Annotated in this window: 21 protein-coding genes; 12 read left to right on the top strand and 9 right to left on the bottom strand. The window is 72.1% G+C overall.

What is annotated here, in order from left to right; all coding sequences use genetic code 11:
- Window positions 1–14 precede the first annotated feature (14 nt).
- A complete protein-coding gene (locus tag AB0C73_RS10930) occupies window positions 15–3,791 on the top strand; it encodes an endo-alpha-N-acetylgalactosaminidase family protein (RefSeq protein WP_362527364.1) in 3,777 nt (1,258 codons plus the stop codon).
- 188 nt (window positions 3,792–3,979) lie between these two features.
- Window positions 3,980–5,038, top strand: coding sequence for a LacI family DNA-binding transcriptional regulator (locus AB0C73_RS10925; RefSeq protein ID WP_362527361.1), 1,059 nt, complete (start codon window positions 3,980–3,982; stop codon window positions 5,036–5,038).
- 16 nt (window positions 5,039–5,054) lie between these two features.
- On the opposite strand, the gene AB0C73_RS10920 is transcribed toward AB0C73_RS10925, so the two are convergent.
- Window positions 5,055–6,989, bottom strand: a complete 1,935-nt coding sequence (locus AB0C73_RS10920; RefSeq protein WP_362527359.1) for a DUF2264 domain-containing protein — start codon at window positions 6,987–6,989, stop codon at window positions 5,055–5,057.
- A 299-nt stretch (window positions 6,990–7,288) separates the two neighbouring features.
- On the opposite strand from AB0C73_RS10920, the gene AB0C73_RS10915 reads away from it, so the two are divergent.
- The 4 genes from AB0C73_RS10915 (at window position 7,289) to AB0C73_RS10900 (ending at window position 11,590) form a co-directional block, all read left to right on the top strand.
- Window positions 7,289–8,638 carry a sugar ABC transporter substrate-binding protein gene (locus AB0C73_RS10915; protein ID WP_362527356.1) on the top strand — a complete coding sequence of 450 codons (1,350 nt, stop codon included), beginning with the start codon at window positions 7,289–7,291 and terminating at the stop codon, window positions 8,636–8,638.
- A gap of 35 nt (window positions 8,639–8,673) precedes the next feature.
- Window positions 8,674–9,576: a sugar ABC transporter permease gene (locus AB0C73_RS10910; RefSeq protein WP_362528012.1), complete on the top strand. Its 903-nt coding sequence runs from the start codon at window positions 8,674–8,676 to the stop codon at window positions 9,574–9,576.
- The gene (locus AB0C73_RS10905; protein ID WP_362527354.1) at window positions 9,573–10,487 is read left to right on the top strand and encodes a carbohydrate ABC transporter permease; all 915 of its coding nucleotides are present in this window, start codon (window positions 9,573–9,575) and stop codon (window positions 10,485–10,487) included. The genes AB0C73_RS10910 and AB0C73_RS10905 overlap by 4 nt, the downstream gene beginning before the upstream one ends.
- A 122-nt stretch (window positions 10,488–10,609) precedes the next feature.
- On the top strand, window positions 10,610–11,590 hold the full coding sequence (locus AB0C73_RS10900) for a hydroxyacid dehydrogenase (RefSeq protein WP_362528010.1): 981 nt from the start codon (window positions 10,610–10,612) through the stop codon (window positions 11,588–11,590).
- Between the two features lie 53 nt (window positions 11,591–11,643).
- Here AB0C73_RS10900 and AB0C73_RS10895 read toward each other — a convergent pair whose 3' ends face one another.
- Complete coding sequence (locus AB0C73_RS10895; RefSeq protein WP_362528007.1) at window positions 11,644–11,931, bottom strand: alpha/beta hydrolase; 288 nt, start codon at window positions 11,929–11,931, stop codon at window positions 11,644–11,646.
- A 20-nt stretch (window positions 11,932–11,951) separates the two neighbouring features.
- Window positions 11,952–12,929 carry a winged helix-turn-helix domain-containing protein gene (locus AB0C73_RS10890; RefSeq protein ID WP_362527352.1) on the bottom strand — a complete coding sequence of 326 codons (978 nt, stop codon included), beginning with the start codon at window positions 12,927–12,929 and terminating at the stop codon, window positions 11,952–11,954.
- Window positions 12,930–13,018: 89 nt separating this feature from the next.
- Between AB0C73_RS10890 and AB0C73_RS10885 the strand changes: the two genes are divergently transcribed.
- The 3 genes from AB0C73_RS10885 to AB0C73_RS10875 all read left to right on the top strand — a co-directional run bounded on the left by AB0C73_RS10885 (window position 13,019) and on the right by AB0C73_RS10875 (window position 15,883).
- Window positions 13,019–14,356 carry an MFS transporter gene (locus tag AB0C73_RS10885; RefSeq protein ID WP_362527349.1) on the top strand — a complete coding sequence of 446 codons (1,338 nt, stop codon included), beginning with the start codon at window positions 13,019–13,021 and terminating at the stop codon, window positions 14,354–14,356.
- Window positions 14,353–14,937 (top strand): DinB family protein, encoded by a 585-nt coding sequence (locus tag AB0C73_RS10880; protein WP_362527347.1) that lies wholly within the window; start codon window positions 14,353–14,355, stop codon window positions 14,935–14,937. Before AB0C73_RS10885 ends, AB0C73_RS10880 begins: the two co-directional genes overlap by 4 nt.
- A 193-nt stretch (window positions 14,938–15,130) precedes the next feature.
- Entirely contained in the window at window positions 15,131–15,883 is a 753-nt protein-coding gene (locus AB0C73_RS10875; protein ID WP_362527345.1) for a class I SAM-dependent methyltransferase, read from the top strand.
- A 42-nt stretch (window positions 15,884–15,925) separates the two neighbouring features.
- On the opposite strand, the gene AB0C73_RS10870 is transcribed toward AB0C73_RS10875, so the two are convergent.
- From AB0C73_RS10870 to AB0C73_RS10845, 6 genes are all read right to left on the bottom strand, one after another.
- On the bottom strand, window positions 15,926–17,035 hold the full coding sequence (locus AB0C73_RS10870; protein ID WP_362527342.1) for a peptidoglycan-binding protein: 1,110 nt from the start codon (window positions 17,033–17,035) through the stop codon (window positions 15,926–15,928).
- A 209-nt stretch (window positions 17,036–17,244) separates the two neighbouring features.
- Window positions 17,245–18,081, bottom strand: a complete 837-nt coding sequence (locus AB0C73_RS10865) for an SAM-dependent methyltransferase (protein WP_362528005.1) — start codon at window positions 18,079–18,081, stop codon at window positions 17,245–17,247.
- An 8-nt stretch (window positions 18,082–18,089) separates the two neighbouring features.
- Window positions 18,090–18,734, bottom strand: a complete 645-nt coding sequence (locus AB0C73_RS10860) for a cysteine hydrolase (protein ID WP_362527339.1) — start codon at window positions 18,732–18,734, stop codon at window positions 18,090–18,092.
- Window positions 18,731–19,822: an isocitrate/isopropylmalate family dehydrogenase gene (locus AB0C73_RS10855; protein WP_362527336.1), complete on the bottom strand. Its 1,092-nt coding sequence runs from the start codon at window positions 19,820–19,822 to the stop codon at window positions 18,731–18,733. The genes AB0C73_RS10860 and AB0C73_RS10855 overlap by 4 nt, the downstream gene beginning before the upstream one ends.
- A 77-nt stretch (window positions 19,823–19,899) precedes the next feature.
- Complete coding sequence (locus AB0C73_RS10850) at window positions 19,900–20,433, bottom strand: EF-hand domain-containing protein (RefSeq protein WP_362527334.1); 534 nt, start codon at window positions 20,431–20,433, stop codon at window positions 19,900–19,902.
- Between the two features lie 177 nt (window positions 20,434–20,610).
- Window positions 20,611–21,999, bottom strand: a complete 1,389-nt coding sequence (locus AB0C73_RS10845) for a DUF3533 domain-containing protein (RefSeq protein ID WP_362527331.1) — start codon at window positions 21,997–21,999, stop codon at window positions 20,611–20,613.
- 224 nt (window positions 22,000–22,223) lie between these two features.
- On the opposite strand from AB0C73_RS10845, the gene AB0C73_RS10840 reads away from it, so the two are divergent.
- From AB0C73_RS10840 to AB0C73_RS10830, 3 genes are all read left to right on the top strand, one after another.
- Window positions 22,224–22,901: a MerR family transcriptional regulator gene (locus AB0C73_RS10840; RefSeq protein WP_362527329.1), complete on the top strand. Its 678-nt coding sequence runs from the start codon at window positions 22,224–22,226 to the stop codon at window positions 22,899–22,901.
- 124 nt (window positions 22,902–23,025) lie between these two features.
- Entirely contained in the window at window positions 23,026–23,478 is a 453-nt protein-coding gene (locus AB0C73_RS10835) for a YbhB/YbcL family Raf kinase inhibitor-like protein (RefSeq protein ID WP_362527327.1), read from the top strand.
- A gap of 505 nt (window positions 23,479–23,983) precedes the next feature.
- Window positions 23,984–26,002, top strand: a complete 2,019-nt coding sequence (locus tag AB0C73_RS10830) for an ATP-binding protein (RefSeq protein WP_362527324.1) — start codon at window positions 23,984–23,986, stop codon at window positions 26,000–26,002.
- Window positions 26,003–26,004: the final 2 nt, after the last annotated feature.

The raw sequence follows: 26,004 nt of genomic DNA, 5'->3' as shown, positions 1-26,004 counted from the left end.
TGGCCTGTCTGGCCGTGACCGCTCCCCTGCACGCGGCGACCACGGGTACCGCGTACGCGGACACCGGCTCGCTCACCCTCTCCACGCCGGAGATGACCGTCCAGGTCGACCCGGCCTTCCCGGCCGTCCAGCGCTACACATGGACGGCCGACGGCTCGGTCCTGTACGGCCGCGCCGGCGGTGCCGACCAGATCGTCGTCAACGGGAAGGCGTACACCCCCACCGTGCACAGCACGGCCGGGGCCGACGGCGTCGACTACGTGCTCCAGGTCGGTGAGCTGAGTCTCACGCTCCGGGCGCGGCTGTCGGTCAGCGGCCACGTCCTGACGTTCAACGTCACGGGCATCGAGGAAGGCGGCGCCGAGAAGCTCCGCACCCTCGCCATCCCCGACCAGGGGCTGATCTCCGCGCACGCCGACCAGCCCGGTGCCGAACTCGCCGACGCGCGACTGGCGTTCAGCGGCGCCTACGAATCCGAGACCGACATCGACCGGCACACCGCGCTCGTCGACGCCCCGCTCGACGCGGCACCGCGCGGCACCAGCTACGCGATCCTCACCACGGGCCGGCTCGCCGCCTCCGTGGAGTCCAACTCGCTGGAGGACCAGTCGCGTCTGCTCGTCCGTACCACGCAGACCGACGGAACGAAGTCGACCTCGGTGTCCAGCGGCACCTGGACCTGGCGGCCGGAGCCCGTCGCCGGCCAGGACCCCGAGCCCACCGAACTTCCCCATGCCAAGGTCGTCCTCACCGGCGACCGCAACGCCGACGCGGCCGTGGACTGGCAGGACGGCGCCATGGCGTACCGGGAGATCATGTACCGTCCGCTGGGCGCCGAGAAGACCAAGGACTACGTGGTCTCCAACATCGAGTACAACACCAACAGCTTCGCCAGCCACCCCTTCACCCGCGTTCTCGACGACATCAAGAAGGGCAGTCTGCTCACCGACGGGCTCGGTCAGCTCGTCCAGTTGAAGGGCTACCAGGCCGAGGGGCACGACAACGGACATCCCGACTACGGCGGGCACCTGAACGAGGGCGCGGGCGGCCGGAAGGACCTCGCACTCCTCGTCGAGAAGGCCAAGAAGTACGGTGCCGCCGTCGGCGTGCACATCAACTCCACCGAGGCGTACCCGGACGCGAAGAACTTCCGCTGGGACATGACCAACGGCGAGAAGGACACCGGCTGGATCTACCGGGACGTCTCGTACCACATCAACCGCGACAAGGACGTCCAGTCGGGCGCCTTCGGCAGGCGCCTCGACGCCCTCGCCGCCGACGTGCCCGGCCTGTCGTTCATCTACAACGACGTGTACTTCGGCCGCGGTTACAACGCCTACCAGCTGGCCCGGCTCCAGCACCGCAACGGCTGGATGGTGCACACCGAGTTCGAGGACTACCTCGACCGGGACACGCTCTGGTACCACCGTGCCGGACAGTACGAGGGCAACGGGGTCCGGTCGCAGATCGTCCGCTTCATCCAGAACACCGACCGCGACATCTGGTACCGCAAGGACGCCACGCTCCTCAAAGGCCTGTCGAACCTCTCGTACGGCGGCTGGATGGGGCAGACCGACCTCGACGCCTGGCAGCGGAAGATCTTCACCAACAACCTGCCGACCAAGTTCATGCAGCACTTCCCCATCACCCGGTGGACGGACCACAGGGTCGACTTCACCGACGGCGTGTACTCGACGGACGCGTCCGGCACCTGGCAGCTCTTCCAGGGCGACACCAAGCTCGCCGAGGGCGACACGCTGTTCCTGCCCTGGGACCCGAAGAAGCAGGACAAGATCTACCACTGGAACGACGCGGGCGGCACCAGCACATGGAAGCTGCCCCCGGCATGGCGGGGCCAGGACTCCGTCGTGCTGTACCGCCTCACGGACACCGGACGCCAGGACCGCACCGTCCTCAAGGTCGAGGACGGCACGGTCACGATCACGGCCGACGCCCGCACCGCGTACGTCCTCTACCGGCACAAGGCCGCGCATCAGAAGACCGTCTGGGGCGAGGGGGCGATCGTGAAGGACGGCTCCTTCAACAGCCACACCTTCGACGCCTGGTCACGGGAGGGCGACGCCCGGATCGAGACCAGCGCCAAGGGCTGGCAGTTCGCACGCTTCGACGGCCCGGAGGCCGGCCGGCTGACGCAGACCCTGAAGGGGCTGGCGCCCGGCACCTACGCGGCCTCCGCGTACGTCCGGGTCACGGGCGGCCGCACGGCCACGCTCGCGGTGGACGCCCCCGGCGCCGCACCGGTGAGCCGGTCCACCGACACCTCGCCCGCCGACCTGAAGGACCCGGTCAACGTCTGGTCGGGCACCCGGTTCCAGAAGGCGACCGTCACCTTCACCGTGCCGGAGGGACACGGCACCGCCGAGATCGGCCTGTCCGGCGCCGCGGGCGCGGACGGCACCTCCGCCGACTTCGCCGACGTACGGGTCACCCCCACGAAGGTCTCCCCGAAGGCCGCGGAGCACTACTTCTACGAGGACTTCGAGGCGGCCGACCGGGCCTGGGGCCCGTTCGTCAACAGCGAGGGCTCGGGCAGCGACAACCCGCACAGCCACCGCGCGGAACGTCACGAGGGCTACACCCGGGACACCATCAGCGGCGACTTCTCCTTCAAGTCCTTCCAGATCGGCAGCGGCGAGGTGTGGCGGACCGTTCCGCAGACGCTGGAGTTCAAGCCGGGCCGCACCTACCGTGTCGGGCTGAGGTACCAGTCGGACCGCGCCGGCCAGTACCGGCTGCAGGTCCGCTCGGGCGGCGCGGGTGCGGGGGACCGGGCCCTGGTCGACGACCCGTTGCCCGCCACGACCGACCGCGCGCTGGACAGCTGGCCGTCCGCAGCCGATCCCCGGCCCGCGGGCTGGGACGACAGCGCGCCTCCCCAGGACAGCGCGCCCGGCAAGGAGTACGGCACGGTGTTCTCCACCGGCGCGGAGGCGTGCGGCGACGCGTACCTGGCGCTGACCTCGGCCGGCGGCAGGGGCGCGGTGACCGTGGACGAACTCGTGGTCGACGACCTCGGCCCGGCCCCCGAAACCGGCTCCGGGTGCCCGCTGACGGGCGCCCTGACCCTGTCCGTCGACGGCGTCAAGGCGAGCCCGGGCCTTGAGGTCCCGTTCACGGCGACCTTCACCAACCACGGCGCCGCCCCGGCCACCGACGTCGAGGTGAAGCTGACGGCGCCCGCCGGGTTCACGCTGAAGCCGTCCTCTCCCACCACCGCACGGAGCGTGGCGCCCGGCGAGACGCTGAAGATCTCGTACACCCTGCTGGCCCCGGCCGGCCTGAGGCCCGGCTCGTACGACATCACGGGTGAGGCGACCACCGGCTACCTGGGCCTGTCCGCCACCGCCCTGACCCACCAGAGGATCACGGTCGACTGCCGGCCCGGTATCCGCTGCGAGGCGGAGGACGCGGTACTGAGCGGTGCGTCGGTGGAGACACTGGCGCGAGGACAGAGCGGCGATGCCTACGTCAACTACCCGTCCGGAGCGGGAAGCTTCATCGAGTGGACCGTGAACGCGGCCGATGCCGGCGACCACACCCTGGCGATCCGCTACGCACTGCTGTCCGGCGTCCGCCCGCTCACCTTGTCGGTCAACGGCCGCACGATCAGCACGAGCACCTACCCGGTCACCGGGTCGTGGTCCACCTGGTCCGACGTGACGGCGACGGTGCCCCTGAAGGCGGGGGCCAACACCGTCCGGCTCACGGCGGCCGAGAACGACGGACCGAACATCGACTACCTGACGGTCAGGGCGGGCGGTGACGGCTGAGTCCCGGCCCGCTGACCGACGGTCCGTGCCCGGCGGTCTCCACCGCCGGGCACGGACCGTCGCCGTTCGCCCGGCCCGACGGCAGCGCACGCCTGCCGCACCACGCCGATCGAATGATACAAATTGATCTGACAGGGGCCGCGCACAGCGGCGATTCGCCCACGTACGCGCGGCAGGCAGGGGAAATCATGGCTCTCACCGCCGAGGAACGTCGGGCGCGGATCCTTGATGCTGTCCGCGAACTCGGTACGGTCCGCGTGGTGGACCTCGCGGAGCGCCTCGGGCTCGCCGCCGTCACCGTACGCCGGGACATCGCCGCGCTCGCCGACAACGGGCTGCTGCACCGCTCGCACGGCGCCGTGTCGCTGCCGCGCGGAGCGGCCGCGCCGGCCCCCACCGGTCGTGACCGGGTCATCGGCATGCTCGTGCCCACCGTCGGCTCGTACTTCGACGAGATCATCGACGGTGCCCGCACGGCCGCGACCGCCGCCGGGGCGCGCCTGGTCCTCGGCATCGCGCCCTACGGGGCCACAGAGGACCGCGCCCAGGCCGAGCAGCTGCTCGAGTCCGGTGTCGACGGTCTGCTGGTCACCCCCAACTGGACCCCGGAGGGCCCCGGCGGCGTCGGCGCCTGGATCGGCGAACTCCCCCTGCCCACCGTCCTCGTGGAGCGCCGCGCCCCTGCCGACAGTGCCGGGGCGGGCCTGGACTCGGTGGCGTCCGACCATCGCCACGGCGTCATCCTCGCCCTGCGCCACCTGACCGGACTCGGTCACGGTGCGGTGATGCTCGCCGCGCGACAGGACACCTGGACGGCCTTCCAGGTGCGCGCGGGCTACGCCGAGGGCGTGCGGCTGCTCGGTCTGGAGCCGCAACCGGTGATCGGCATCGAGCACCCCGGCCAGGACTCCGAGGCCGTCGCGGAGCGGATCGCCGAGGGTGTCGCGCAAGGGGTGCGGGCGGTTCTCGTGCACAACGACCAGGAGGCCATCCAGCTCGTCCCGATCCTGCGTGCGCGTGGCCTCCGCGTGCCCGAGGACGTGGCGATGATCTCGTACGACGATGTGTTCGCGGCCCTGGCCGCGCCGCCGCTGACCGCCGTGGCCCCACCGAAGCGGGCCGTCGGCGGGGCGGCCCTCGAACTGCTGCTGCGCCGGCTGGACAGCGGCGACGCGGGACTGCCGGTGCATCATGTGGAGCTGCTGCCGGAGCTGAAGATCCGTACCTCCTGCGGCGGCGTCGGCTGATCCCCTCGTACGGCGGTCAACTCGCCTTGCGTACGGTCACGGTGACGGCCTCCGGTGCGAGCAGGGCCTCGACTTCGGTGCCATCGGGCCGGTGCACACGGATCCGGGTTCCCGTGACGCGCACGCGGAGTGCCGCGTGGGACTGGGACCCGGTGCCGGTCAGCCTCGCCGTGCCGACGAACAGCGAGTCCCCACCGCTCGTCCGGCCGTCGAGGGCGGGTACCGCGCCCACCGTTCCGTAGGCGGTGCCGGCCGGCAGGGGGTGGGTGTCGGCCGCGGTGAAGCCGTGGACGTTCTCCATCGACGAGAGCAGTCGCGTGCCGTCGGCGGTGGTGGCCACGACCCGGGCGGACAGGCCGTCCGCGCGCTCCTCGACCGCCGTGCCCGCCGCCGCCCAGCCGCTGTGCCGCACCTCGGTGCCGGCGTGGGCCCCGGTGACCAGGTGCGCGTGGACCTCGTCGGCTCCCGCGACCAGGACCACGGAGGTGACGGTGACTCCGGGGAGTTCACCGCCCCGGACGCGCGGGTGGTGCGCGGAGGCGGCCCAGCCGTCGCCCGCGCCCAAGGGGCTGATCCGGCCGCGCCGGCTGAGCTCGCCGCCGACCAGCACGCCGAAGTGGTTGTCGGGCGTGCCGTCGAGGACCGGGCCGGTGACGGTGGAGTGGGCGAGGCGGGCGTACAGCGGGTTGTCGGGCTCCACGTGATCGGCGGGCTGGTCGTCGCTGCCGTGGTTGTGGAGCCGGACGATTCCGTCGGCGGCTGTGGACTGGATCAGCCACCCGGGCCTCGGGAGCGGGACCACGGCGTCGGCGCGTTCGACCGGGGCCGGCTCCTCCACCGCCGTCCACACCGGATGTCCGGGGGGAAGGAGGAGCCCGAGGAAGCCCTTGCTCGCCCAGTACGGCGAGGCGGGCCCCGAGTACTCCTGCACGAGTGGCAGGTGGGGGCCGTGCCAGCCCAGGGTGAGCAGCCCGTTCTCGTCCAGGGCGCCGCGGTCCATGAAGTGACGCAGCACGCCGGAGGCGACACGGCGGGTCGCGCCCGGTGCCAGCGGGGTGCTGTCGGTGAGGGCTCCGGCCCACAGGGGCGCGGTGGCGGCGAAGCGATAGGTGAGGGAACGGCCCTGGTGCATCGGGGAGCCGTCGGCGCCGAAGGTGCGGGCATAGCCGTCGAGATGCGCCGCGAGCCGGGGACCGTACACATCGAGCAGGCGCGTGTCGTCGCCGAGGTGGGCGTGCAGGACGGGGTAGAGGTGGAAGGCCCAGCCGTTGTAGTGGTCGAAGGCGCGCGGACGGCCGTCGGTGTACCAGCCGTCGCCGAGGTACCACTGCTCGATCTTCGCCAGTCCGCGGGCGACGGCGGCCCGCGCCGCGCCGTCCTGGTCCGCGCCGGCGTCGGCGAGAAAGCCCCCGACCGTGAACGGGAAGAGCCACCAGTTGTTGTCGACGGGGGTGTGGCGCAGGGCGCCGGTCAGCCAGGCCCGCGTCCGCTCGCGCACCTGCTCGTCGAGCCGGTCCCAGAGCCAGGGGCGGGTGATCCGGAGGGCGAGCGCGATCGACGCGGCCTCGACCATGGCCTGGCCGCGGTCGCCGATGGCGAGCCAGGAGGCGGGATCGCCCGGGGTGAGGTCGGGGTCGGTGGTCGGGGCCCTGGTCCCGGCTGCCAGACCCTCGGCGTAGCGGGGCAGGAAGCCGTGCGGATCGTCGCCGCCGGCCCCCGCGATCCGGAAGGCCGCCAGCAGGAAGGTCCGGGCGAACCCCTCGAGGCCGTCCGAGCGCGTCCCCGAGATGCTCGGGCGGGGACCGGGCAGGGAGATCAGGGCGTGTTCCGGACCGGCGTGGCGCAGGACCGCCGTCAACAGCCCGTCGGCGACCGCCTCCCAGTGCCGTCTGGTCCAGCCTGTGTACGGGCTGAGCACGCGGTCTTCCGGCGGAAGCGGGATCGAGGACATGGGGCCGCTCCTTGGTCCGATCAGGCGGACCGAATCTAGGGAGAGTCAGATCGAACGTCAAGGGATCGACCGAATGCTCTGACAACCGCCAGGTTGAGCTGCCATCAATCCTGTTGAAATCAGGGGTTGTTCCCCTTGGGGCGCCACCCCTGGGTGATCACATGGGCTCATTTGATCTGAATCTCTTGACTTCGATCAGAGGGAGTCGCACGATGGCGCCACTCGCACCGGCCGGCGACGGTTCGCCGACCGGGGCCCCTCCCTCACGGGCGCGCCGCCCCATCCACAGGAGCCGAGCCATGTCCTTCAGAAGCAGCTCACGCCGCGGTCGCAGAACCCTCCGGCTCGCCGCCGCCGTCACCGTCTCCGCGTTGTCGATGGGGCTGGTCGCGGCCTGCGGCAACAGTGACCCGGCCGGCGACGACGCGGGCGGATCCCCGGTCACGATCACCTTCTGGGGATGGGCCAAGGGCACCGAGGACGTGGTGAAGGCGTTCAACGCCTCCCACAAGGACGTCCGGGTGGCCTTCGAGCAGATCCCGTCCGGCAACGCCGGCGGCTACGCCAAGATCTCCAACGCGGTCAAGGCGGGCAACGCCCCCGACGTGTACAACGTCGAGTACGGTGCCCTGCCGGACTTCGTCAGCCAGGGCGCCGTCCAGGACATCACCCCGCTCGTTCCGGACACGCTCAAGGCGAAGTACCTGCCCCAGTCGGTCGAGCTGACCACCCTCGGCGGGCGCACCTGGGCGCTGCCCCTCGACGCCGCCCCGCAGGCGTTCTTCTACCGCAAGGACCTGTTCGCCAAGGCGGGCATCACCGCCCCGCCGAAGACCTGGGACGAGTACCGCACCGCTGCCGAGAAGCTCAAGGCCATGTCACCGAAGACCCGGATCGGGACCTTCTTCCCGGACGACCCCGGCGTCCTGGAGGCACTGGCCTGGCAGAACGGGGCGCGCTGGTTCGCTGCGTCCGGCGACACCTGGACCGTCGACCTCGACGGCCCCGAGACCAAGCAGGTCACCGACTTCTGGCAGCGGCTGGTCTCCGACGACCTGGTCCACTCCCAGGCGTCGTTCAGCCAGCAGTGGACGGCCTCGCTGCAGAAGGGCGAGACCGCGGGGTACGTCGGGGCCGCCTGGGGCGGCGGCGTGCTCAGGAGCACGCTCGCCGACACCCCCGACGCGAAGGGCAGGTGGGCGGTGGCCCCGGTCCCGACCTGGGACGGAAAGCCCGCCGGCGGCATGCTCGGCGGCTCCACCTTCGCCGTCTCCAAGGACAGCAAGAAGGCCAGGGCCGCGGTGGAGTTCGCGACGTGGGCGACCACCACCCCGGAAGGGATCCGGGCCCGCATCGCCTCCGGTACCTCCTCGATGTTCCCCGCCTCCCCTGACCTGGTACCGGTGGCCAGGGCCGCGTTCAACACCGACTTCTACGGTGGCCAGGACATCTACGCGGTCTTCGTCGACGCCGCCAAGTCGGTCAAGCAGGGCTGGCATTGGGGTCCCGCCATGGGCACCACCAACTCCTCGATGAAGGACGCCTTCGGCAAGCTCGGCGCGGGCGGCACCATCCAGTCCGCCGTCGACGCGTCCCAGCAGGCCACTCTCACCGAGATGAAGAACCGCGGACTCAAGGTCGCCCAGTGAGCCGGCCCGACACCACCGCCTCCCGCGCCGTCGCCATCGGGCGGCGGCGCGGGAGGCGCGGGGCCCCGGCGCTGCTGCTCGCCCCCTTCTTCGCGCTGTTCACCGCGGTGACGCTGGTCCCGATCGGCTACGCGGTCCACCTGAGCCTGTTCACCGAGCGTCGCTCCGGACTGGGATTCGGGGACGCCGAGACGGTCTTCACCGGTCTCGGCAACTACACCCGGGCGCTCGGGGACGGGGCCTACCGGGACGGATTCCTGACCATCGGCCGGTACTGCCTGATCTACCTCCCCCTCATGCTCGGCCTGTCGCTGGTCATGGCCCTGCTCCTCGACTCGGCCCTCGCCCGGGCCAAGCGCTTCTTCCAACTGGCGCTGTTCCTGCCGCATGCCGTACCGGGCATCATCGCCGCCCTGATCTGGACGTACCTCTACACCCCCGGCATCAGCCCGGTGATCAGCGCGCTCGACTCGGCCGGCGGCCGGCTCGACCTGCTCGGCCATCCCCTGCCCGCCGTGGTGAACATCGCCGTGTGGGAGTGGACCGGCTACAACATGGTCATCTTCTACGCGGCGCTCCAGGCCATCCCCCGCGAGGTGCTGGAAGCCGCGGTCGTGGACGGCGCGAGCCCGTTGCGGACGGCCCTCAGCATCAAGATCCCGCTGATCCACGCCTCGATCACCATGGTCGGCATGTTCACCATGATCGGTTCGCTCCAGCTCTTCACCGAACCGATGATCCTGCACGCCACCACGCCGGCCGTGGTCAGTTCCTGGACGCCCAACATGTACGCCTACACAGCGGCCTTCGAACGCAACGACTACGGCCTCGCCGCCGCCTCCTCCGTGCTGCTCGCGCTCGTCGCGGCCGCCCTGTCGTTCCTCATCACCCGGGCCACCCGAGTCCGGTCCCAGCCTCGCGCGGAGGCCGCCGCATGACCACCCTCGCACCCGGGAAGCGGGCCGTCACGCGTCCCTCCCGGCCGGGACCGGCCCCCGGAACGCGCGCGGGGCGGCCCTGGACCCTCTCCAAGGCGGCCGTCAACGGCGCGCTCCTGCTCGCCACCCTCTACACCCTGCTGCCGCTCGGCTGGCTGCTCACCGCCGCCGCCAAGAACACCCCCGACCTGCTCGGCGGCAACGCCCTCACTCCGTCCGCCTTCCACCTCGGACAGAACCTGCACGACCTCGCGACCGCGGACGGCGGCATCTACTTCCGCTGGTACCTCAACTCGCTGCTCTACGCCGGACTCGGCGCCCTGCTCTGCGCGTTCCTCTGCGTCTGCGCCGGCTACGCCTTCCACGTCTACGCCTTCCGCGGCAAGGAGAAGCTGTTCGGGCTCGTGCTGCTCGGCGTGCTGGTGCCCACCACCGCGCTCGCTCTGCCGATGTACCTGCTCGCCTCCGAGGTCGGCATCGTGAACACCTTCTGGGCCGTCTTCATCCCCTGCCTGGTCAACCCCTTCGGGGTCTACCTGGCGCGGGTCTTCTGCGCCGGATACGTGCCCGGTGAGGTCCTGGAGGCGGCCCGGGCCGACGGCGCCGGCGAGCTGCGCACCTTCTGGTCGATCGGCCTGCCGATGGTGATGCCCGGCTACGTGACCATCTTCCTGTTCCAGTTCACCGCGATCTGGAACAACTTCTTCCTGCCTCTGGTGATGCTCTCCGACAACCGGCTCTTCCCGGTCAGTCTCGGTCTCTACTCCTGGAACGCCGAGACCCGCGCGTTCCCCGACTTCTACCCGCTCGTCGTCACCGGTTCCCTGCTCGCGGTCGTTCCACTGGTGGTCGCGTTCATCGCCCTCCAGCGGCACTGGAAGGCCGGCCTCACCGCAGGCAGCGTCAAGTGACGCTCCCGCCCCGCCACTTCGACCCCCTGCCGGAGAACCACGTGCCCCACCGGACGAACCCGCCCGTCGCGCCACCGCGCGCCCCCGAGCCGCCGGACCACCGCCCCAAGGCGCTTCTTGCCATGCATCCGTGGCTCGCGCCCCGGCTCATCGACCGCCCCACCCTGGACCGCCTCACCCGGCTGGCCGATCTCGACCCGTCGCTCGTCCTGGACGATTTCACCACTCCTGAGGCGGTCGCCGCCCTCGCCGACACCGAGGTCATCATCAGCAGCTGGGGGTGCCCGCCGATCACCGAGGACGTGCTCGCCGCCGCACCCCGGCTGCGGGCGGTGCTGCATGCCGCCGGATCCGTGAAGCACCACATCACCGACGCCTGCTGGGAGCGGGCCGTCCGGGTCACCTCCGCCGCCGATCTCAACGCCCTGCCCGTGGCCGAGTACACCGTCGCCGCCGTGCTGTTCGCCAACAAGAAGCTGCTGCGGATCAGCAGGGACTACCGAGAACGGCGTGGCCCGTTCGACTGGGAGTCCGAGTACCTGGACATCGGCAACTACCACCGCACCGTCGGCATCGTCGGCGCCTCCCGGATCGGCCGCCGGGTGATCGAGCTGCTCCGCCCCTACGACCTCCGGCTGCTGGTCCACGACCCGTACCTGGACGAGGACGGGGCCGCGGCCCTCGGCGCCCGTCTCGTACCCCTCGACGAACTGTGCGCACAGAGCGACGTGGTGAGCGTCCACGCCCCGCAGCTTCCCGAGACCCGGCACCTGATCAGCCGGGAGCGGCTCAGCCTGATGCGTGACGGCGTCACCCTGATCAACACCTCGCGCGGATCGCTGATCGACCAGGAATCGCTGGTCGAGGAGCTGGTCTCCGGCCGGCTCGACGCGGTGCTCGACGTCACCGAACCCGACGTCCTGCCGGCGGACTCACCGCTGTACGACCTGCCCAACGTCCTGCTCACCCCGCACATGGCCGGCTCGCTCGGCAACGAACTGCACCGCATGGCCGCGGCCGCCGCCGACGAGCTCGCCCGCTACACCGCGGGCCGGCCCTTCGCGCACCCGGTCCACCGCGAGCAGATCCACCGGACGGCCTGACAGGCCCGCCCCAGGAGGAACTTCGTGGGCACATCCGGCCACGCGGCCAGGGGTCATGGCTTCATGAACGGTGTGGCCGACTGTGCGCGCGTGTGCTTCTGGGCCTCGGCGGCCAGTGCCGGCGGTGTGTCGTGGTGGAACAGCAGGTCCACCGGCACGCCGTCGCACACCAACGGCGCGGTGAACCCGCCGAAGGAATGGGCCACCAAGATCAGGTCGGTGCGATCGCCGATGGCGTCGACCACGGTGTCGGCGTACTCGGCCAGCCCGGCCGAGTCGTCGTCGCAGGGCAGGTCCACCGCCACCACGTCATGGCCCCGCCCCCGCAGCTCGGCCTCCAGCAGATGACTGATCCGAGCCCTCAGCCCGAACCGGCGACCAGTGCCTCGCCGAGCGGGGTGCGCCGGTAGAGCACCGACCGTCCGGAGCGGGCGCGGACGAGCAGCCCCGCGTCTCGCAGGATGGCGAGGTGGTCTCCTACCGCGCCGGGTGCCATGGCGAGACTTCGGGCGAGGTGGCTGGTACTGGCCGGGGCGTCAAGCGCCACCAGCAGCCGGGCTCGGGCCCGGCCGACCAGAGCGGTCAGCGCGTCCGGCCGGGGGACGGTCTCCTGCCCGTCCCACAGGGCGGCGGTGCCGCGGGCCGAGTAGATCAAGGTCCTGGGCCAGGGGTCTTCCATGTGGGCGGCGACATGCCCGACGAAGACCGAAGGGATCACCAGGAGCCCGTCGCCGGCGAGGCGGATGGTTCCGCCTCGGAGGAAGCCGATCTCGATGCCGCCGGCGCGCCAGGCGATGCCCGGGTGCAGGCTCTCGATGGCCGCGGCCCAGCCGTGTTCACCGATCACCCCCACCCGGTGCACGACATCGCGCTCACAGATCGCGCGCAGTTGCGGCCAGTCCGCGGCGAGCAGCTCGTGCCACGCCCGGTCCATCGCCTCGGCGATCCTGGAGACGGCGTCCGGCGAGTCCAGCACCTCGCGTACGCGGGGATCACGGGCGGACGGGCCGGTCGCGGTGGCGGCGCATTCATGGCGGGCCGTTTCCAGCGGTGTGGCCCGGATCATGGCCAGGTCGTCCGCCCAGGTCTGGTTGAGGCGGCGCGGGGGCGGGGCGACGAAGTTCGGTCCGCCCTGCGGGGTCTGCAGGGCGAGGACGGCGTCCAGTTCGGTCTCGCGGCGAAGCCGTTCGAAGGCCGGCAGGAGCCGGGCGGCCCAGGCTCGCGGCAGCGGCCGGCCCTGGCCGGAGAGCGAGCGCAGCAGCAAGCAGAGGTCCAGCGCGGGCGACAGCGCGAAGCGGCTGCGCAGCAGGTCATCGACGGAGACTTCGAAGCGCAGCACCCGGCCAGGCTACCGCGGCACCTCTGCTCCGATTCGTCCAGCGACGAATCATTGGTGAGTGGCACGGGCGCACGCCGAGGCTGGGCGTCATGACCCCGACCGCCGAACCCGCGCAGGGCGACCACCGTGCCACCTACCGGGAGGTGCTGGCCGAGCCGCGATTCCGGCTGCTCTTCTCGACCCGTGCCGTCGCGATCACCGCGGACGCGCTGCGGATCACCACCTTCTCGGTGCTGGTCTTCGCGGCCACCGGCTCCGCGCTGTTGAGCGCACTGGCCTTCGGCATCGGCTTTCTCCCGCAGTTGCTCGGCTCGCTGCTGCTTGGCTCACTGGCCGACCGACTGCCGCCCCGCGCGCTCATCGTCGGCGGCTACGCCCTGGAGTGCGCCGCCGCCCTGCTGCTCGCCCTGGTGCGGATGCCGGTCGCGGCGAGCCTCGGGGTCGTGGGGCTGGTCGCCCTCGCCACACCGGTGTTCAGCGGCGCGTCGGGTCGGCTGGTCGCGCAGTGGCTGGAGGGCGACGCGTATGTCCTGGGCCGTTCACTGAACAACATCGCCGCCTCCGGCGCGCAATTGTCCGGTCTGGCGCTGGGAGGCGCGGCCGTCGCGGTACTCGGCCCGCACCGGGCACTCGGGGTGAGCGCCGCCCTCTACCTCGGCTGCGCGCTCGCCATCCGCATCCGGCTGCCCCGACTGCAGCCGGGAGAGTCCGACGGCGGGGCCGTCCGCGCAAGCCTGCACGGTGCCGGCCGGCTGCTGCGCGGACGCACCGTACGACGTCTGATGCTGGCCCAGTGGCTACCGCCCGCGTTCGTAGCGGGAGCGGAAGGCCTGATCGTCGCCTACGCGGGAGGACGCCACTTCGCGCCCGGCTGGTACGCGGTGCTGATGGGCTGTCTGCCGGTCGGCATGCTGGTCGGTGACCTGCTGGTGGGGCGACTGCTGCGGCCACCCACCCGGGAGCGACTGGTGGTCCCGTTGACCGCGCTGATGGGACTGCCGCTGGTCGGCTTCGCCGCCGAGCCCGGAGTGGGCGTCTCGTCCTGTCTGCTGCTGCTCTGCGGCTTCGGATTCGCCTACGGTCTCGGCCTGCAACGCCCGTTCCTGGACGCCCTGCCGCCGGACGGCCAGGGCCAGGCCTTCGGCCTGCTCGGCTCCGGCAGCATGACGCTGCAGGGCGTCGGGCCGGCCTGCTTCGGCGCGGTGGCCGCAGGCATCGGAACAGGCGGCGCCATCGCCCTGGCAGGCGGCGCGGCGGCGCTCACCGCCGGCTGGATTCACTTCTGGCACCCGCCCACCTCCCGGGTCCCCGTCCCGAACTGCTCAACGGGATCGGAGAACGGCACCGAACAGCATGCGCCGGCCGTTGCGGACCATGTACGGGATCTTGAGACCACGAACAACCGAAGGAAGGCTCATTCCGCATGATCGATGAATTCGCGAAGGACAACCTGCACGGGAGACTGCGGCGGGACCGCGAGGCACTGCTCTGGAAACTCGACGGGCTGTCCGAGTACGACGCCCGCCGGCCTCTGACGGCGACCGGGACCAACCTCCTCGGCCTGGTCAAGCATGTGGCCACCGTCGAGGCCAGGTACTTCGGCGAGGTCTTCGACCGCCCCTCCCCGGAACCGCTGCCCCGGTGGCAGGACTCCGACGGCAGCGACCAGTGGGCGGCCGAGCACGAGACCCGCGACCAGATCATCGCGTTCTACCGGCGCACGTGGGAACACTCGGACGCGACGATCGACGAGCTCGCCCTCGACGCCCCCGGCCACGTGCCGTGGTGGCCGGAGCCTCACCTCAACACGAACCTGTTCGCCGTCATGATCCACGTCCTGGGCGAGACCGTCCGGCACACCGGACACGCCGACATCCTGCGCGAAAGCGTCGACGGCCGGACCGGGATGCGCCCCGAACACGAGAAGCCGATCGACGTCGAAGCCCGTGCCGCCCACCGCGCGAAGATCGAGCAGGCCGCCAGGTCGGCCGCACAAGTCAAGGCGTAGCCGTGGTCATCGGCGTGAGCGGAGCATGGCGGAGCTTCGCGGTCGCCGAGTTCGAGACGTACGCCGGCTGGCCCAGGGGCAGAGCCGAAGCCGCTGATCGAGTGAGGGCCCGGCCGGGCCGCCGGGCCCTCGTCGCGCTCGTGGACGCAAAATGCGTCGACAGCGCCCTCGATTCCCGGCAGAGTGGCCGTCCGTGACGAGCAGTGAGCTGTGGAGCCGTGCGACCGCCGACCGCTACGACGCCGAGGACGCCGAGATGTTCTCCGCCGCCGTACTCGGACCGACTCTCGCCTTCCTCGCCGAACTCGCCGGAGAGGGCCGGGCGCTGGAGTTCGCCATCGGGACCGGACGCGTGGGCGTCCCGCTCCGGGAACGCGGCGTGCCGGTCGTGGGCATCGAACTGTCCGAGCACATGGCAGCGGTGCTGCGGCGCAAGATTGACGAGGACACGCTCCCGGTGGTCATCGGGGACATGGCCACCACCGTCGTTCCCGGCGGGTTCACCCTGGTCTACCTCGTCTACAACACCATCACCAACCTGCTCACGCAGGACGAGCAGGTCGAGTGCTTCCGCAATGCCGCACGTCACCTGGAGCCCGGCGGCCGATTCGTCATCGAGCTGGGTGTGCCGCCGCTGCGGTTCCTGCCGCCCGGCCAGGTCGCGGTGCCGTTCGACGTCTCCGAGCGGCATCTCGGCTTCGACACCTTCGACCTGGTCGAGCAGATCCTCGTCTCGCACCACTTCACCCGCGACGGCGAAGGCGAGGGCGACGACGGCCGCTACCGTCGCGACAACTCCCGGCACCGCTATGCCTGGCCGGCCGAGCTCGACCTGATGGCGAGGATCGCCGGGCTAGAGCTCGAACGGCGCGTCGCGGACTGGGACGGGGCTCCGTTCACCCAGGACTCCGCGAAGCACATCTCCGTATGGCGCAAGCCGGCCTGAGGCCGCCCGGACGAGGACGGGCGGCCGTCGGGGCCGTTCGTGTCAGCGGCTGCCGAGCAGCGTCCGCCAGGTCTGCGGGCCGACGATGCCGTCTGCCTGCAGGCCGTGCTTCTTCTGGAAGGCGAGCACGGCCGACTTCGTGTTCGCGCCGAACGCGCCGTCGACCTTGAGGGCGTAGCCGTAGACGTTCAGCTGCGTCTGCGCCGCCTTCGCCGCCGGGCCGGACGAGCCGTACTGCACCGTCTGGATCAGCTTGGACCAGGTGTTCGGGCCGATGACGCCGTCCGCGGCCAGGGACCGGGACTTCTGGAACTGGACCACCGCGGCCTGGGTCTTGGGGCCGAAGGCGCCGTCGGCGTCGACCTTGTAGCCCCGCGAGGTCAGCAGCTGCTGGGCGGACTGCACGTCCGCGCCCCGCGAGCCGCTCTTGAGCACGGGCCAGGAGGCGCTCGGGGCCGGGAGCTGCCCACCGCCCCCGCCCGTGCTGCCGCCGTTGCCCAGCTTGACCGGGCGGAACGGGTCGTAGTGGTCGTTGCCGATCCCGTATCTGAGCTGCCGGTGGGTCGTGCCGTACGTACCGCGCTGTTCGAATGCCCAGTAGGCGCTGTGGGACGTGTCGGCCCACTTCTCGAAGATCACCACGTGCCGGAAGTCGCCGTCGTCGGTCCGGTAGTCGATCAGCAGGTCACCCTTCTGGAGCTGGCTCACGCTGCTGAGCCGGGTGGTGACGCCGTTGCGCGAGTCGGCGAGGCCGACGGTGTTCAGACCGGGCTTGCCGAGTCCGAGGGCCATCGAGACGAAGCCGGAGCAGTCCTGGCGGTAGCCGTCCTTCCAGACGCGCTCCATGCTGTACGGGACAGGGCCCCCGCCGTTGGCCGTGAGCCAGGTGCGGGCCCGGTTGATCATGGTGTCGCGCGAGAGCGTGGCGGTGGCCAGGGTCGTGAGTTCGCCGGGCTGGGTGACGAGTTGGCTGTCGGCCTCGGGCTCCGGCCCGTACGCCGCCTCCTGCTGCCCGGCGGCCGACGCCGGATCCGAGGCGCCGTTGTCGGCGAGCGACGGGACGACGGCGATCGCGGCGGCCACGACGCCTCCGGCGGCGACGCCTATGAGCGTGAGCCGTGCGCGGCGGGTGAGCCGGCTGGGAAGAGACATGATTCCCCCGAATTCCCTTTGTTGTGGGAGGACTTGGTGAAGCTGAAGTCCCTGACGAGGCATCACGATGGCAAAGTTTGCGGGCAGCGCCCAGCGTTGTGCGGAAGCCGGATCGGGTGGTGACATGGCCGCGACATTGTCCGGACTGCGCGGCGGATCGCGTCACAGCCGCCCCCGGAGGGCGACAAGCGCTCCGGGGGCGGTGAGCGTCACCGGCGGGGTTTGCGGGCGAGGACCCAGCGGTTGGCGGCGAGGGCGTCGTCCGGTTCGGGGAGCGGGCCGCGGCCGTGGCGGCGGCTGAAGTCGTACGGGGTGTGGTCCGCGGCGGACCAGCCGCGCCCGACCAGGTCGGCGCGGGTGTCCGGCCGGGGGTCGCCGTCGAACAGGGCGAGGAGGTCGACGCCGATGCGGACGCGCGCGGCCGTGTAGACCGGGTGGGAACGGACGGCGTCCGACTCCAGTCCGATTTTGGCCTCGTAGGCCAGCGTGCTGCCGCCGGCGCTGAGCCGGTCGACCGTGTCGACCAGGGACCGCTCGGCGGCGGACGGCAGGTAGAGCAGCAGGCCCTCGGCCAGCCAGGCCGTGGGTGCCTCGGGGCGGAGGCCCGCCGCGAGCAGGGCCGCGGCCCAGTCCTCCCGCAGGTCGACCGCCACGGGGACCCGGCGGGTCGCCGGTGCGGCGCCCCGCCGGTCGAGGACGTCCTGCTTGAAGGCCAGGACAGCGGACCGGTCGAGCTCGAAGACCGTGCACCCGCGTGGCCAGCCCAGCCGGAACGCCCGGGTGTCCAGGCCGGCCCCGAGCAGGACGACCTGGCGGGCGCCGGCCCGGGCGGAGGCGAGGAGATGGTCGTCCAGGACCCGGGTGCGCAGACCGAAGTAGCGGCCGAGCCGCCCCCAGAGCGGGTCGGCCTCGCCGCCTGGGACCTGCCGGGGGTGGACCGGCCAGTGCGCGGAGGCGTGGGCCGCGCGCACGAAGTGCTCGGCGTACGGATCCGTGGCCAGGGCATCGGGGCGATGGGTCTCGATCGCCCGGGCCGCAGCGACCATCAGCGCGGTCAGACCGACGCCGGACTCGACTCCCGCGCCCACTCGTCCTCCTCCCCGGGGCCGCGCGTCCACTCGCCGGTCCGGTCGTGGGTGGTGACGCGGGCCCCGTAGAACCGGCTCATGAACCGCAGGACCGACTCGTCGGGCAGGAGGAGCGCCGCGGTGCAGTCCCGCAGCACGGTGACGTGGAAGCCCTTCTGGAAGGCGGTGCGGGCCGTGGAGTCCACGCAGACATCGGTGAACAGCCCCGTGAGGACGAGATGCCCGACCCCGCCGCCGACGAGGTGCTGCTCGAAGCCGTCGGCGAGGAAGGCGTCGAAGCAGGCGTGCTTGGTGAACACCGCCTCGCCCGGGGCCGGCTCCACCCGGTGGAACTCCGCACCCCGGCTGCCGTCGAGGCACTTCGGGCGCTTGCCCTGGACGGCGTCGCGGTGCCGCCAGCTCGCCCGTTGGAGGCGCACGTCGCCGAGGAAGCGGACGAACACGACCTCGATGCCGTGCGCGCGGGCAGCCGCCACGGCCCGCTCGGTGCCGGCCGCCACCCGCTCCAGGCGGGCGGGGTCTCCGGGGAAGCGGGCGGCGGCGACCGGCCCGGTGCAGAAGTCCTTCTGCAGGTCGACCACGACCAGTGCCGTGCTGCTCGCGGCGCTCATGGGCGGAGCCGCGATGCGAGCGCGTCGAGGAGGGCGGTGACCGTCGCACCTGTGGAGTGGCGGCCACCGAGGTCCGGTGTCCGGATGCCCCGGTCGTACACGGCGGCCAGCGCCGTCTCCACGGCGGCCACCGCACCCTCGCACCCGCCGTGCCGCTCCGCGACCAGCGCCGCGGCCCGCACGGTCGCGGTGGGGTTGACGGTGTCGGTCCCTTCCAGGTCGTCGGCCGATCCGTGCACCGTCTGGTACTCGACCAGTCCGTTCAGCTCCGGGTGCAGGTAGACGTTCTCGGTGCAGCGGTTCTCCTGCCGCTCGGAGCCGAACCGGTCGAGCAGCACCACGTGCATGATGTCGGCCCACTCGTTGCCCGCGACGATGACGGTGCGGTCCGCGAGACCGTGCGCGATCATGTTGCGGTTCACGGTGTCGGGCTGGAACAGCCGGACGTCGACACCGTGCCGGGCCCGGAAGGCGGCGACCCAGTCGTCGAGGACGCCGTCCAGGAGATGGAACTTGTACGCCATCAGCACCTGGTCCGGCCCTTCCCCGGGCCACTCGTCCCTGGCGCGCTCGACCGCGAACCGGAGGATCTTCTCGGTGGTCTCCCGGCTGAACTCCATGGTGCGGGTGACCGATCCGGGCGCGTGGCGGTTCTCCCCGGTGTAGAAGCCCTGGGCCTGGTCCCGGACCAGGAGCACCGAGGCGTCCCCGGCGGCGAGCCTCTCGACCTTGACCGCCTGCAGGCGCTGCCGCACGAGGTAGAGCGACTGGGCGTTGATCGCGGTACGGAACACGGCGGCGGTGCCGAGCCGCGCCTGCTCGCGGCAGAACCGCTCGTAGTGGACCGCGTCCTCGTCGGTCAGCCGGGCGATCTTCCCGGCGTCCCCCTCCTCGGCCTTGAGCGAGACGTACGAGTGGTACGTGCGCGGGGACCGTACGACCTCGATCCCGGTCCGGGTCCCGGTACGGCTCCCGGTCCGGGTCCCGGTCCCGTCAAGGTGCGTGATCCTGTTCAGGACCTGCTCGAAGACGGCGGCGAGCTCCGCCCCCGTGCCCCGGCCGACGGCGAGTCCGATGACCGGCTTCACCCTGTTCCCCTCCTGCGGTGTGCGACGGCGTCCCGGGACGGCCTGTGCCGCCCCGGGACCTTGGCGAGCGGGCTGGATCAGACGGCCGGTGCGGCCACCAGCCGGTCGCCCGGGATTCCGGCCTTGTCCGGCGCGTAGTAGTCCTTGATGCCGGCGGCCCAGGCGGCCACGGTGATGCGGTCCTGGGCGTCCCGGCCGAAGGCGTCGAAGAGCGCGTGGACGTTGGCGTCCTCGAAGCCGATCGCCGTCATCAGCGCCACGAACAGCGGACGCTCGACCAGGCCGTCCCCGTCGGGGTCGCCGAGCGTCGAGAGAGCCCTGGCGAACTCGGCCACCGTGGGGCCGAAGCGCGCGGGGTCGAGCACGAACGGGCGGAACTCGTCGGCGGTGATCACACCGTCGCCGTCGGCGTCCAGCTCGGTGGCCAGCGTCGTCCAGTAGCGGCGGAACGCGGCCCGGACGGCTTCCTTGGCGCCGTCGTCCGATGCGGCCGCCGCCTCCAGAACGCGGCCTGTCATGAGGTCGAAGTCGTCGGAGTCGATGACCCCGTTGCCGTTGGTGTCGAAGAGGGAAAAGACCAGTTCGACCCGCTGGGTGGCCTCGGTGCGCATGCCCGTCACCTGTCTTCCACGGCCCGTCCGTCCGGGCCTGGTTCGATACGTGCCCCTTCGTAACTGTGCAGTGAGGGACAGGTGACGGTGGCGCGGTGGCCTCCACCGGAAAGGGGGAGTTCGTCGAGCATCCGTCCGGGGCGGGGCGGGGCGGGGCGGGGCGGGGCGGGCAGCGGGTCAGCCGACGGGGACGGGCGTCGGGGTGGGAGCGGGCGCGGGCGCGGGGGCCGGGGTCGCGGACCGGTGCAGTCCCCTGCGGTCGTAGAGGCGGGTGACGACGAGGCCGAGGAGGAGCGAGACGGTGAAGCCGAAGCCGACCATGGCCCAGGCGCGGGCGAGCCCGGCGTCGGCCTGCGCGTCGAAGTAGAGGAGGGCGCGGACGCCGTCGACGACCTGGCGGAACGGTTCGAAGTCGGCCAGCCAGCGGTAGAAGCCGGGCAGGGCCTGGAGCGGGATGGTGGCGCCGGCCGACGGGATGGCCAGGCCGATCAGCACGAGCATGGAGACGATCGGCCCCGGGCTGCCGAAGGCGGCGAGCAGGGCGAGCGCGGTGATGCCCATCGCGGCCGTGGCGCACGTCCCGAAGATCCACAGGTGGGCCAGATGGGCCGCGTCGATACCGACGACTCCCATGGCCGCCGCCATGGCGAGGGCGGAGGTGAGCATGGACAGGACGCACATGAGGACCGAGCCGACCAGGAAGTGGCGTACGCGGCTGATGTGCTGCACGGGCTTGACGGTGCGGAACGGGCCCGTGTCGCTGGGCAGATAGCCGAGGGCGGTGTCCACCTGGGCGTGGATCACGTTGGCGCCGAGCATGCCGCCGAGGACCAGGACGAGGGTGTAGAAGAACGCGCTGAGTCCGAGGCCGCTGTGGGCGCCGAGCGGGTGGCCCTCCGTGACGACGGCCCTGACCGGGTCGGCGATCATCAGCTGCGCGGCCGCGCCAGGCGCGGCGGGCCGCTCGGCGGCGCCGGACGCGGCCCGGCTCCCGGCCTGCCGTTCCAGCTGCCGGGTGAGCTGGTCGCCCACCTGGGCGGAGGTCGTCCTGACCACCTCGCGGTTGATCTCGGCGGCCATGGACGAGCCGAAGCTGCCCGCGGCGGGGTTGGTGAGCACCGTCATGGTCGGCGGGTGCGGCTCGTGCTGGAGCGGGCCGGCGAGGGCCGCGACGGAGGCGGAGAAGTCCTTCGGGACGACGAGTGCGCCGAACACCTTGCCCTGGCCCATGAGGTCGTCGGCGCTGCGGCGGTCGACCTGCTTCCAGGCGACCTTGCCCTTCAGATCGGGGGATGCGGCGATCCGCGCGGTGATCTGCGCGCCCAGGTCGACCTCCCGGCCCGAGACCTGGGCGCCCCGGTCCTCGTCGACCAGGGCGATCGGCAGGTCCTTCATCGAGCCGACCGGATCGTTGTTGGCGCCCAGGTAGAGCAGCGACAGGACGAACGACAGCAGCCCGAGGACCACCGCCGACGGCAGCCACAGGCTTCGCCTGCGCAGCAGTCCGCGCGCGCTCACCCTGAGCGCGCGGGGCGGAGTGGTTCCGGTGGGGTGTGGGGCCGGCATGGTGCTCCCGTGACGAGGCCGCGCCGTGGTGGCGCTGGATGGGTGTGGACGGGGAAAGGGACTGGTTCCGGGCGCCGTGACGGGTCGGGCGCACACTGGAAACCACGACTTTCCAGCTCGATAGTGGCACTATCGAAGAGGGGCGTCCACCTGGGGGAGTGGGAGACAGGTCACACTGGGAACGTGGTCGTACACAGAACAGAACCGTTCGAGCGAGTGAGCGCATGAAGATCTCCGACCTGAGCCGCCTGACCGGTACGCCGATCGGGACCATCAAGTACTACCTGCGGGAAGGGCTGCTGCCGCCCGGCCGCTCCCTGGGAGCCACGCTGACCCTGTACGGCGACGAGCACGTCCGGCGGCTGCGGCTGATCCGCGCCCTGACCGCCCGCGGCGGTCTGTCCATCGCCGCCACCCGCGAGGTCCTCGCGGCGATGGACCAGCCCCTCGATCCCCTGAGCACACTCGGAGTCGTCCACTACGCCCTGCCCGTGCCGGTCGACGCCGCGGAGACCGACGCGGTCGACGAGCAGACGCCCCAGGTCGACGAACTGCTGCGGGCCATGGGCTGGGAGATCTCCGAGACGTCCCCGCACCGCCGGGCGCTCGCCGCCGGCCTGATGGACCTCAGCCGTCTGGGCATGGCCTTCGGCACCGAGGACCTGCTGCCCTACGCCGAACTGGCCGCCGCCGCGGCGCGGCTGGACCTCGACCTGCTCGACGGCGTCGACGACCTCGACGACCGCCTCCGGCTCGCCGAGCACGCCGCGATGGTCGTGCTCCTCCTCGAACCGGTCCTGGCCGTCCTGCGCCGCCTCGCCCAGGAGGACGAGACCCGTCACAGGAAGCCCTGGGCCCGCCCCGAGGTCCGTCCGGAGGCCCGCCCAGAAGCCCGCGGCTGAGGGCCGGCCGCCGAGAGCCGCGAAGACCCGCCCGGCGCGCGTCCGGCGGGTGGGGCGCCGCTGATCGGGTGGTCGGCGCGGTGGGCCGGTGTCCGCGGCACCGCACGCGGGTAGGGCGCCGCCCATGACCGGAATGGAACTCAGCAGTGCCGCGTTCGGCGACCACACCGCCATCCCGCGGCGGTACAGCGGGGAGGGGGAGAACGTCTCCCCGCCCCTGACCTGGTCGGGGGTGCCCGAGGGGACCGCGGAGCTGGTGCTGCTCTGCGAGGACCCGGACGCACCGGGAGGCAGCTTCCTCCACTGGCTGGTCACCGGCATCGATCCGGGGATCACCGCGGCCGAGGAGGGGCAGAAGCCCCGGGGCGGGCTGCCGTGGCCCAACGGGTTCGGACGTCAGGGATGGGGCGGCCCGATGCCTCCGCCGGGCCACGGGCCGCACCGCTACTTCTTCCGGCTGTACGCGCTCTCCGCGCCGCTCGCCCTGCACGACCGGCCGACCGTCGACACCGTGCACCGCGCGGTCAAGGGCAGGGAACTGGCCGTCGGCACCCTGGTCGGCACGTATCAGCGCTGACCGGGGGCGTGAGCAGGCGCCGTCGTGCGCTGTGCGTCGCACGCTCCCGGTGTCCGTCCGCCGTGTTCGTACGGGACGCGAAGATAGCGAAGATCGCCTAGAACGCGAAGGATGCGATAGCGAATACGGACCGGGCCGGTCCGCACCGGAATGCGGTGCGGACCGGCCCGTGACATAGGAACCGGAGCGTGGCATGCACCGGATTCCGGTCAGGGCCGATGCGGGTCCCGGGTGACGCCGAACGGGCCCTGGCCCGGCCTCCGGCCGGTGTGCGCGCATCCGTGAGCGACGAGTTTCGGCCAATCATTCCCGGCCGATGGCGCATCGGCGATACCAGACCGGGGCGGTCTACGGGTAAGTTTGCCAACTGCGCACCGGACGTGAACGGTTGACGACTATCGTGGCTGCTTGGTGATCATCGGTAGGCTCATCTCACTCACGTAACACCTCCCCCGAAGTGCACCCCCGTCGTACGCCGATTCCTGGGCACGTACCAAGGACACTCATGTCTCAACTTCGCGCACCCGCCGCGCGGTCCGACCGCCGCGAGGGCGGGCGGCACGGCCGGTCAGGCGCCCGCACGCCCGCCGGCCCGACCGGCGCCGGCCCCACCCAGTCCCCGGCGCCGTCCCCCGCGCCGCTTCCGGCCGAGGCCCGGATCCGCTCCCAACTCCTGCGTACCTCCGTGCTTCCGGCGGTCGCCGTCGCCCTCGGCGGCGCCGCGGCCGAGCTGTTCACGATCCGTACCACCGGGGCCGAGGCCGGCCCCGGCCTGTGGGCCGCGCTCACCGGAGCCGCGGCGATCACCGTCGCCTCCGTGACCGCCGCCGCCATCGGCGCCGACCGCGCCGCCAAGGGCATCCTCGACCGGGCCGGCGCGCTCCGCCGCAACAGCGTCCGCGGACAGGACGAACTGCGGGCGATCGTCGAGCAGTTGCGCAGGGGCGAGACCCCCGCGCCGCGGCCCGCGCTGCCCGCCGGCACCCCTGCCGGTGACGAGTTCGACCGCCTCGCCGAGGAGCTGACGCGCTCTCACGAGGCCGCCCTGGACGCCGTGGTGCAGGCCTCGCAGCTCTCCAGCAGCGTGGGCAACGAGCAGAAGGTCGAGGTCTTCGTCAACCTGGCCCGGCGCCTCCAGTCCCTCGTCCACCGCGAGATCCAGCTGCTCGACGAGCTGGAGAACGAGGTCGAGGACCCGGAGCTGCTCAAGGGCCTGTTCCACGTCGACCACCTCGCCACCCGCATCCGCCGCCACGCCGAGAACCTCGCCGTGCTCGGCGGCGCCATCTCCCGCCGCCAGTGGTCGAATCCGGTCACCATGACCGAGGTGCTGCGCTCCTCCATCGCCGAGGTCGAGCAGTACCCGCGGGTCAAGCTGGTCCCGCCGATCGACGGCACCCTGCGCGGCCACGCCGTCGCCGACGTCATCCACCTGCTCGCCGAACTGGTCGAGAACGCCACCCTGTTCTCCGCCCCGCACACCACCGTGCTGATGCGCGCCCAGTACGTCACGGCCGGCCTCGCCATCGAGGTCGAGGACCGCGGACTCGGCATGCCCGTCGCCGAGCAGAACAAGATGAACGCGCTGCTCTCCGACCCCGACCAGGTCAACGTCGCGCATCTGCTCCAGGACGGGCGCATCGGACTCTTCGTGGTCTCCGCGCTCGCCCGGCGCCACGGCATCGCCGTACGGCTCCAGTCGAACATCTACGGTGGCGTCCAGGCCGTGCTCGTCCTGCCCCAGGGCCTGCTCGGCGCCGACCCCGAGGGCCTGGCCCGCGGCGAGGCCGACCGGGCGCAGGTCGCCCAGGCCCAGGCCGCGGCGGCACAGGCGGCCGCCGCGCAGATCCCCGCGGGCCGGCCGGGGCAGCAGCCCGCCCAGCCGGCCCCCGCGCCCGTACCGCACCACCAGCCGCAGCACCAGCCTCAGCCTCAGCCCCAGGCACCGGCAGCGGCCCCGGCCCCCGCTCCGGTCCACGCCGGTTCCGGGCTCCCGGGCGACCACCCGACGGCCCCGCTGATCCTGGACCGGACCACCCCTGTCACCCCGGCCCCGGTCCAGGCCCCGGTGCCGCAGTCCCCGGCCGCGCCCGCGCCCGTCCCCGTCACCGCGCACGCGCAGTCGCACCACCCGGCCCGGCCCGGCGTACCGCACCAGCACACCCCCGCCGCGCCCGCCGGGCACGGCACGGCCCACACCGCACACACCGCTCACCCCCATCCCACCGCTCACCCCACCCACCCCACTCACCCCGCAACCCCCGCAACCCCCGCTCCGGCGGCCGTGGTCCCCCCGGCCGCACGCAACGGAGCACCGGGCAGGCCGGACCTCCCCAAGCGGCGCGCCCAGGAGCACCTCGTACCGCAGCTGCGCGAGGAGCCCCTGGTCCGCCAGGACGAGGGGGAGCCCGCTCTGCACGACCCGGGTCTGATGGCCGCCTTCCAGCGTGGCATCGGACTCGCCGAATCCCAGCCCGCCCCCCGTGAATCGCTGCGTCCCCACGGCGACGCGCACAAGGAGTAGAT

It is taken from the genome of Streptomyces sp. NPDC048623 (assembly GCF_040650755.1).
Classification (GTDB): Bacteria; Actinomycetota; Actinomycetes; order Streptomycetales; family Streptomycetaceae; genus Streptomyces.
The sequence above is the reverse complement of the archived record's forward strand: the minus strand, read 5'-3'. Positions and strand labels throughout refer to the sequence as shown.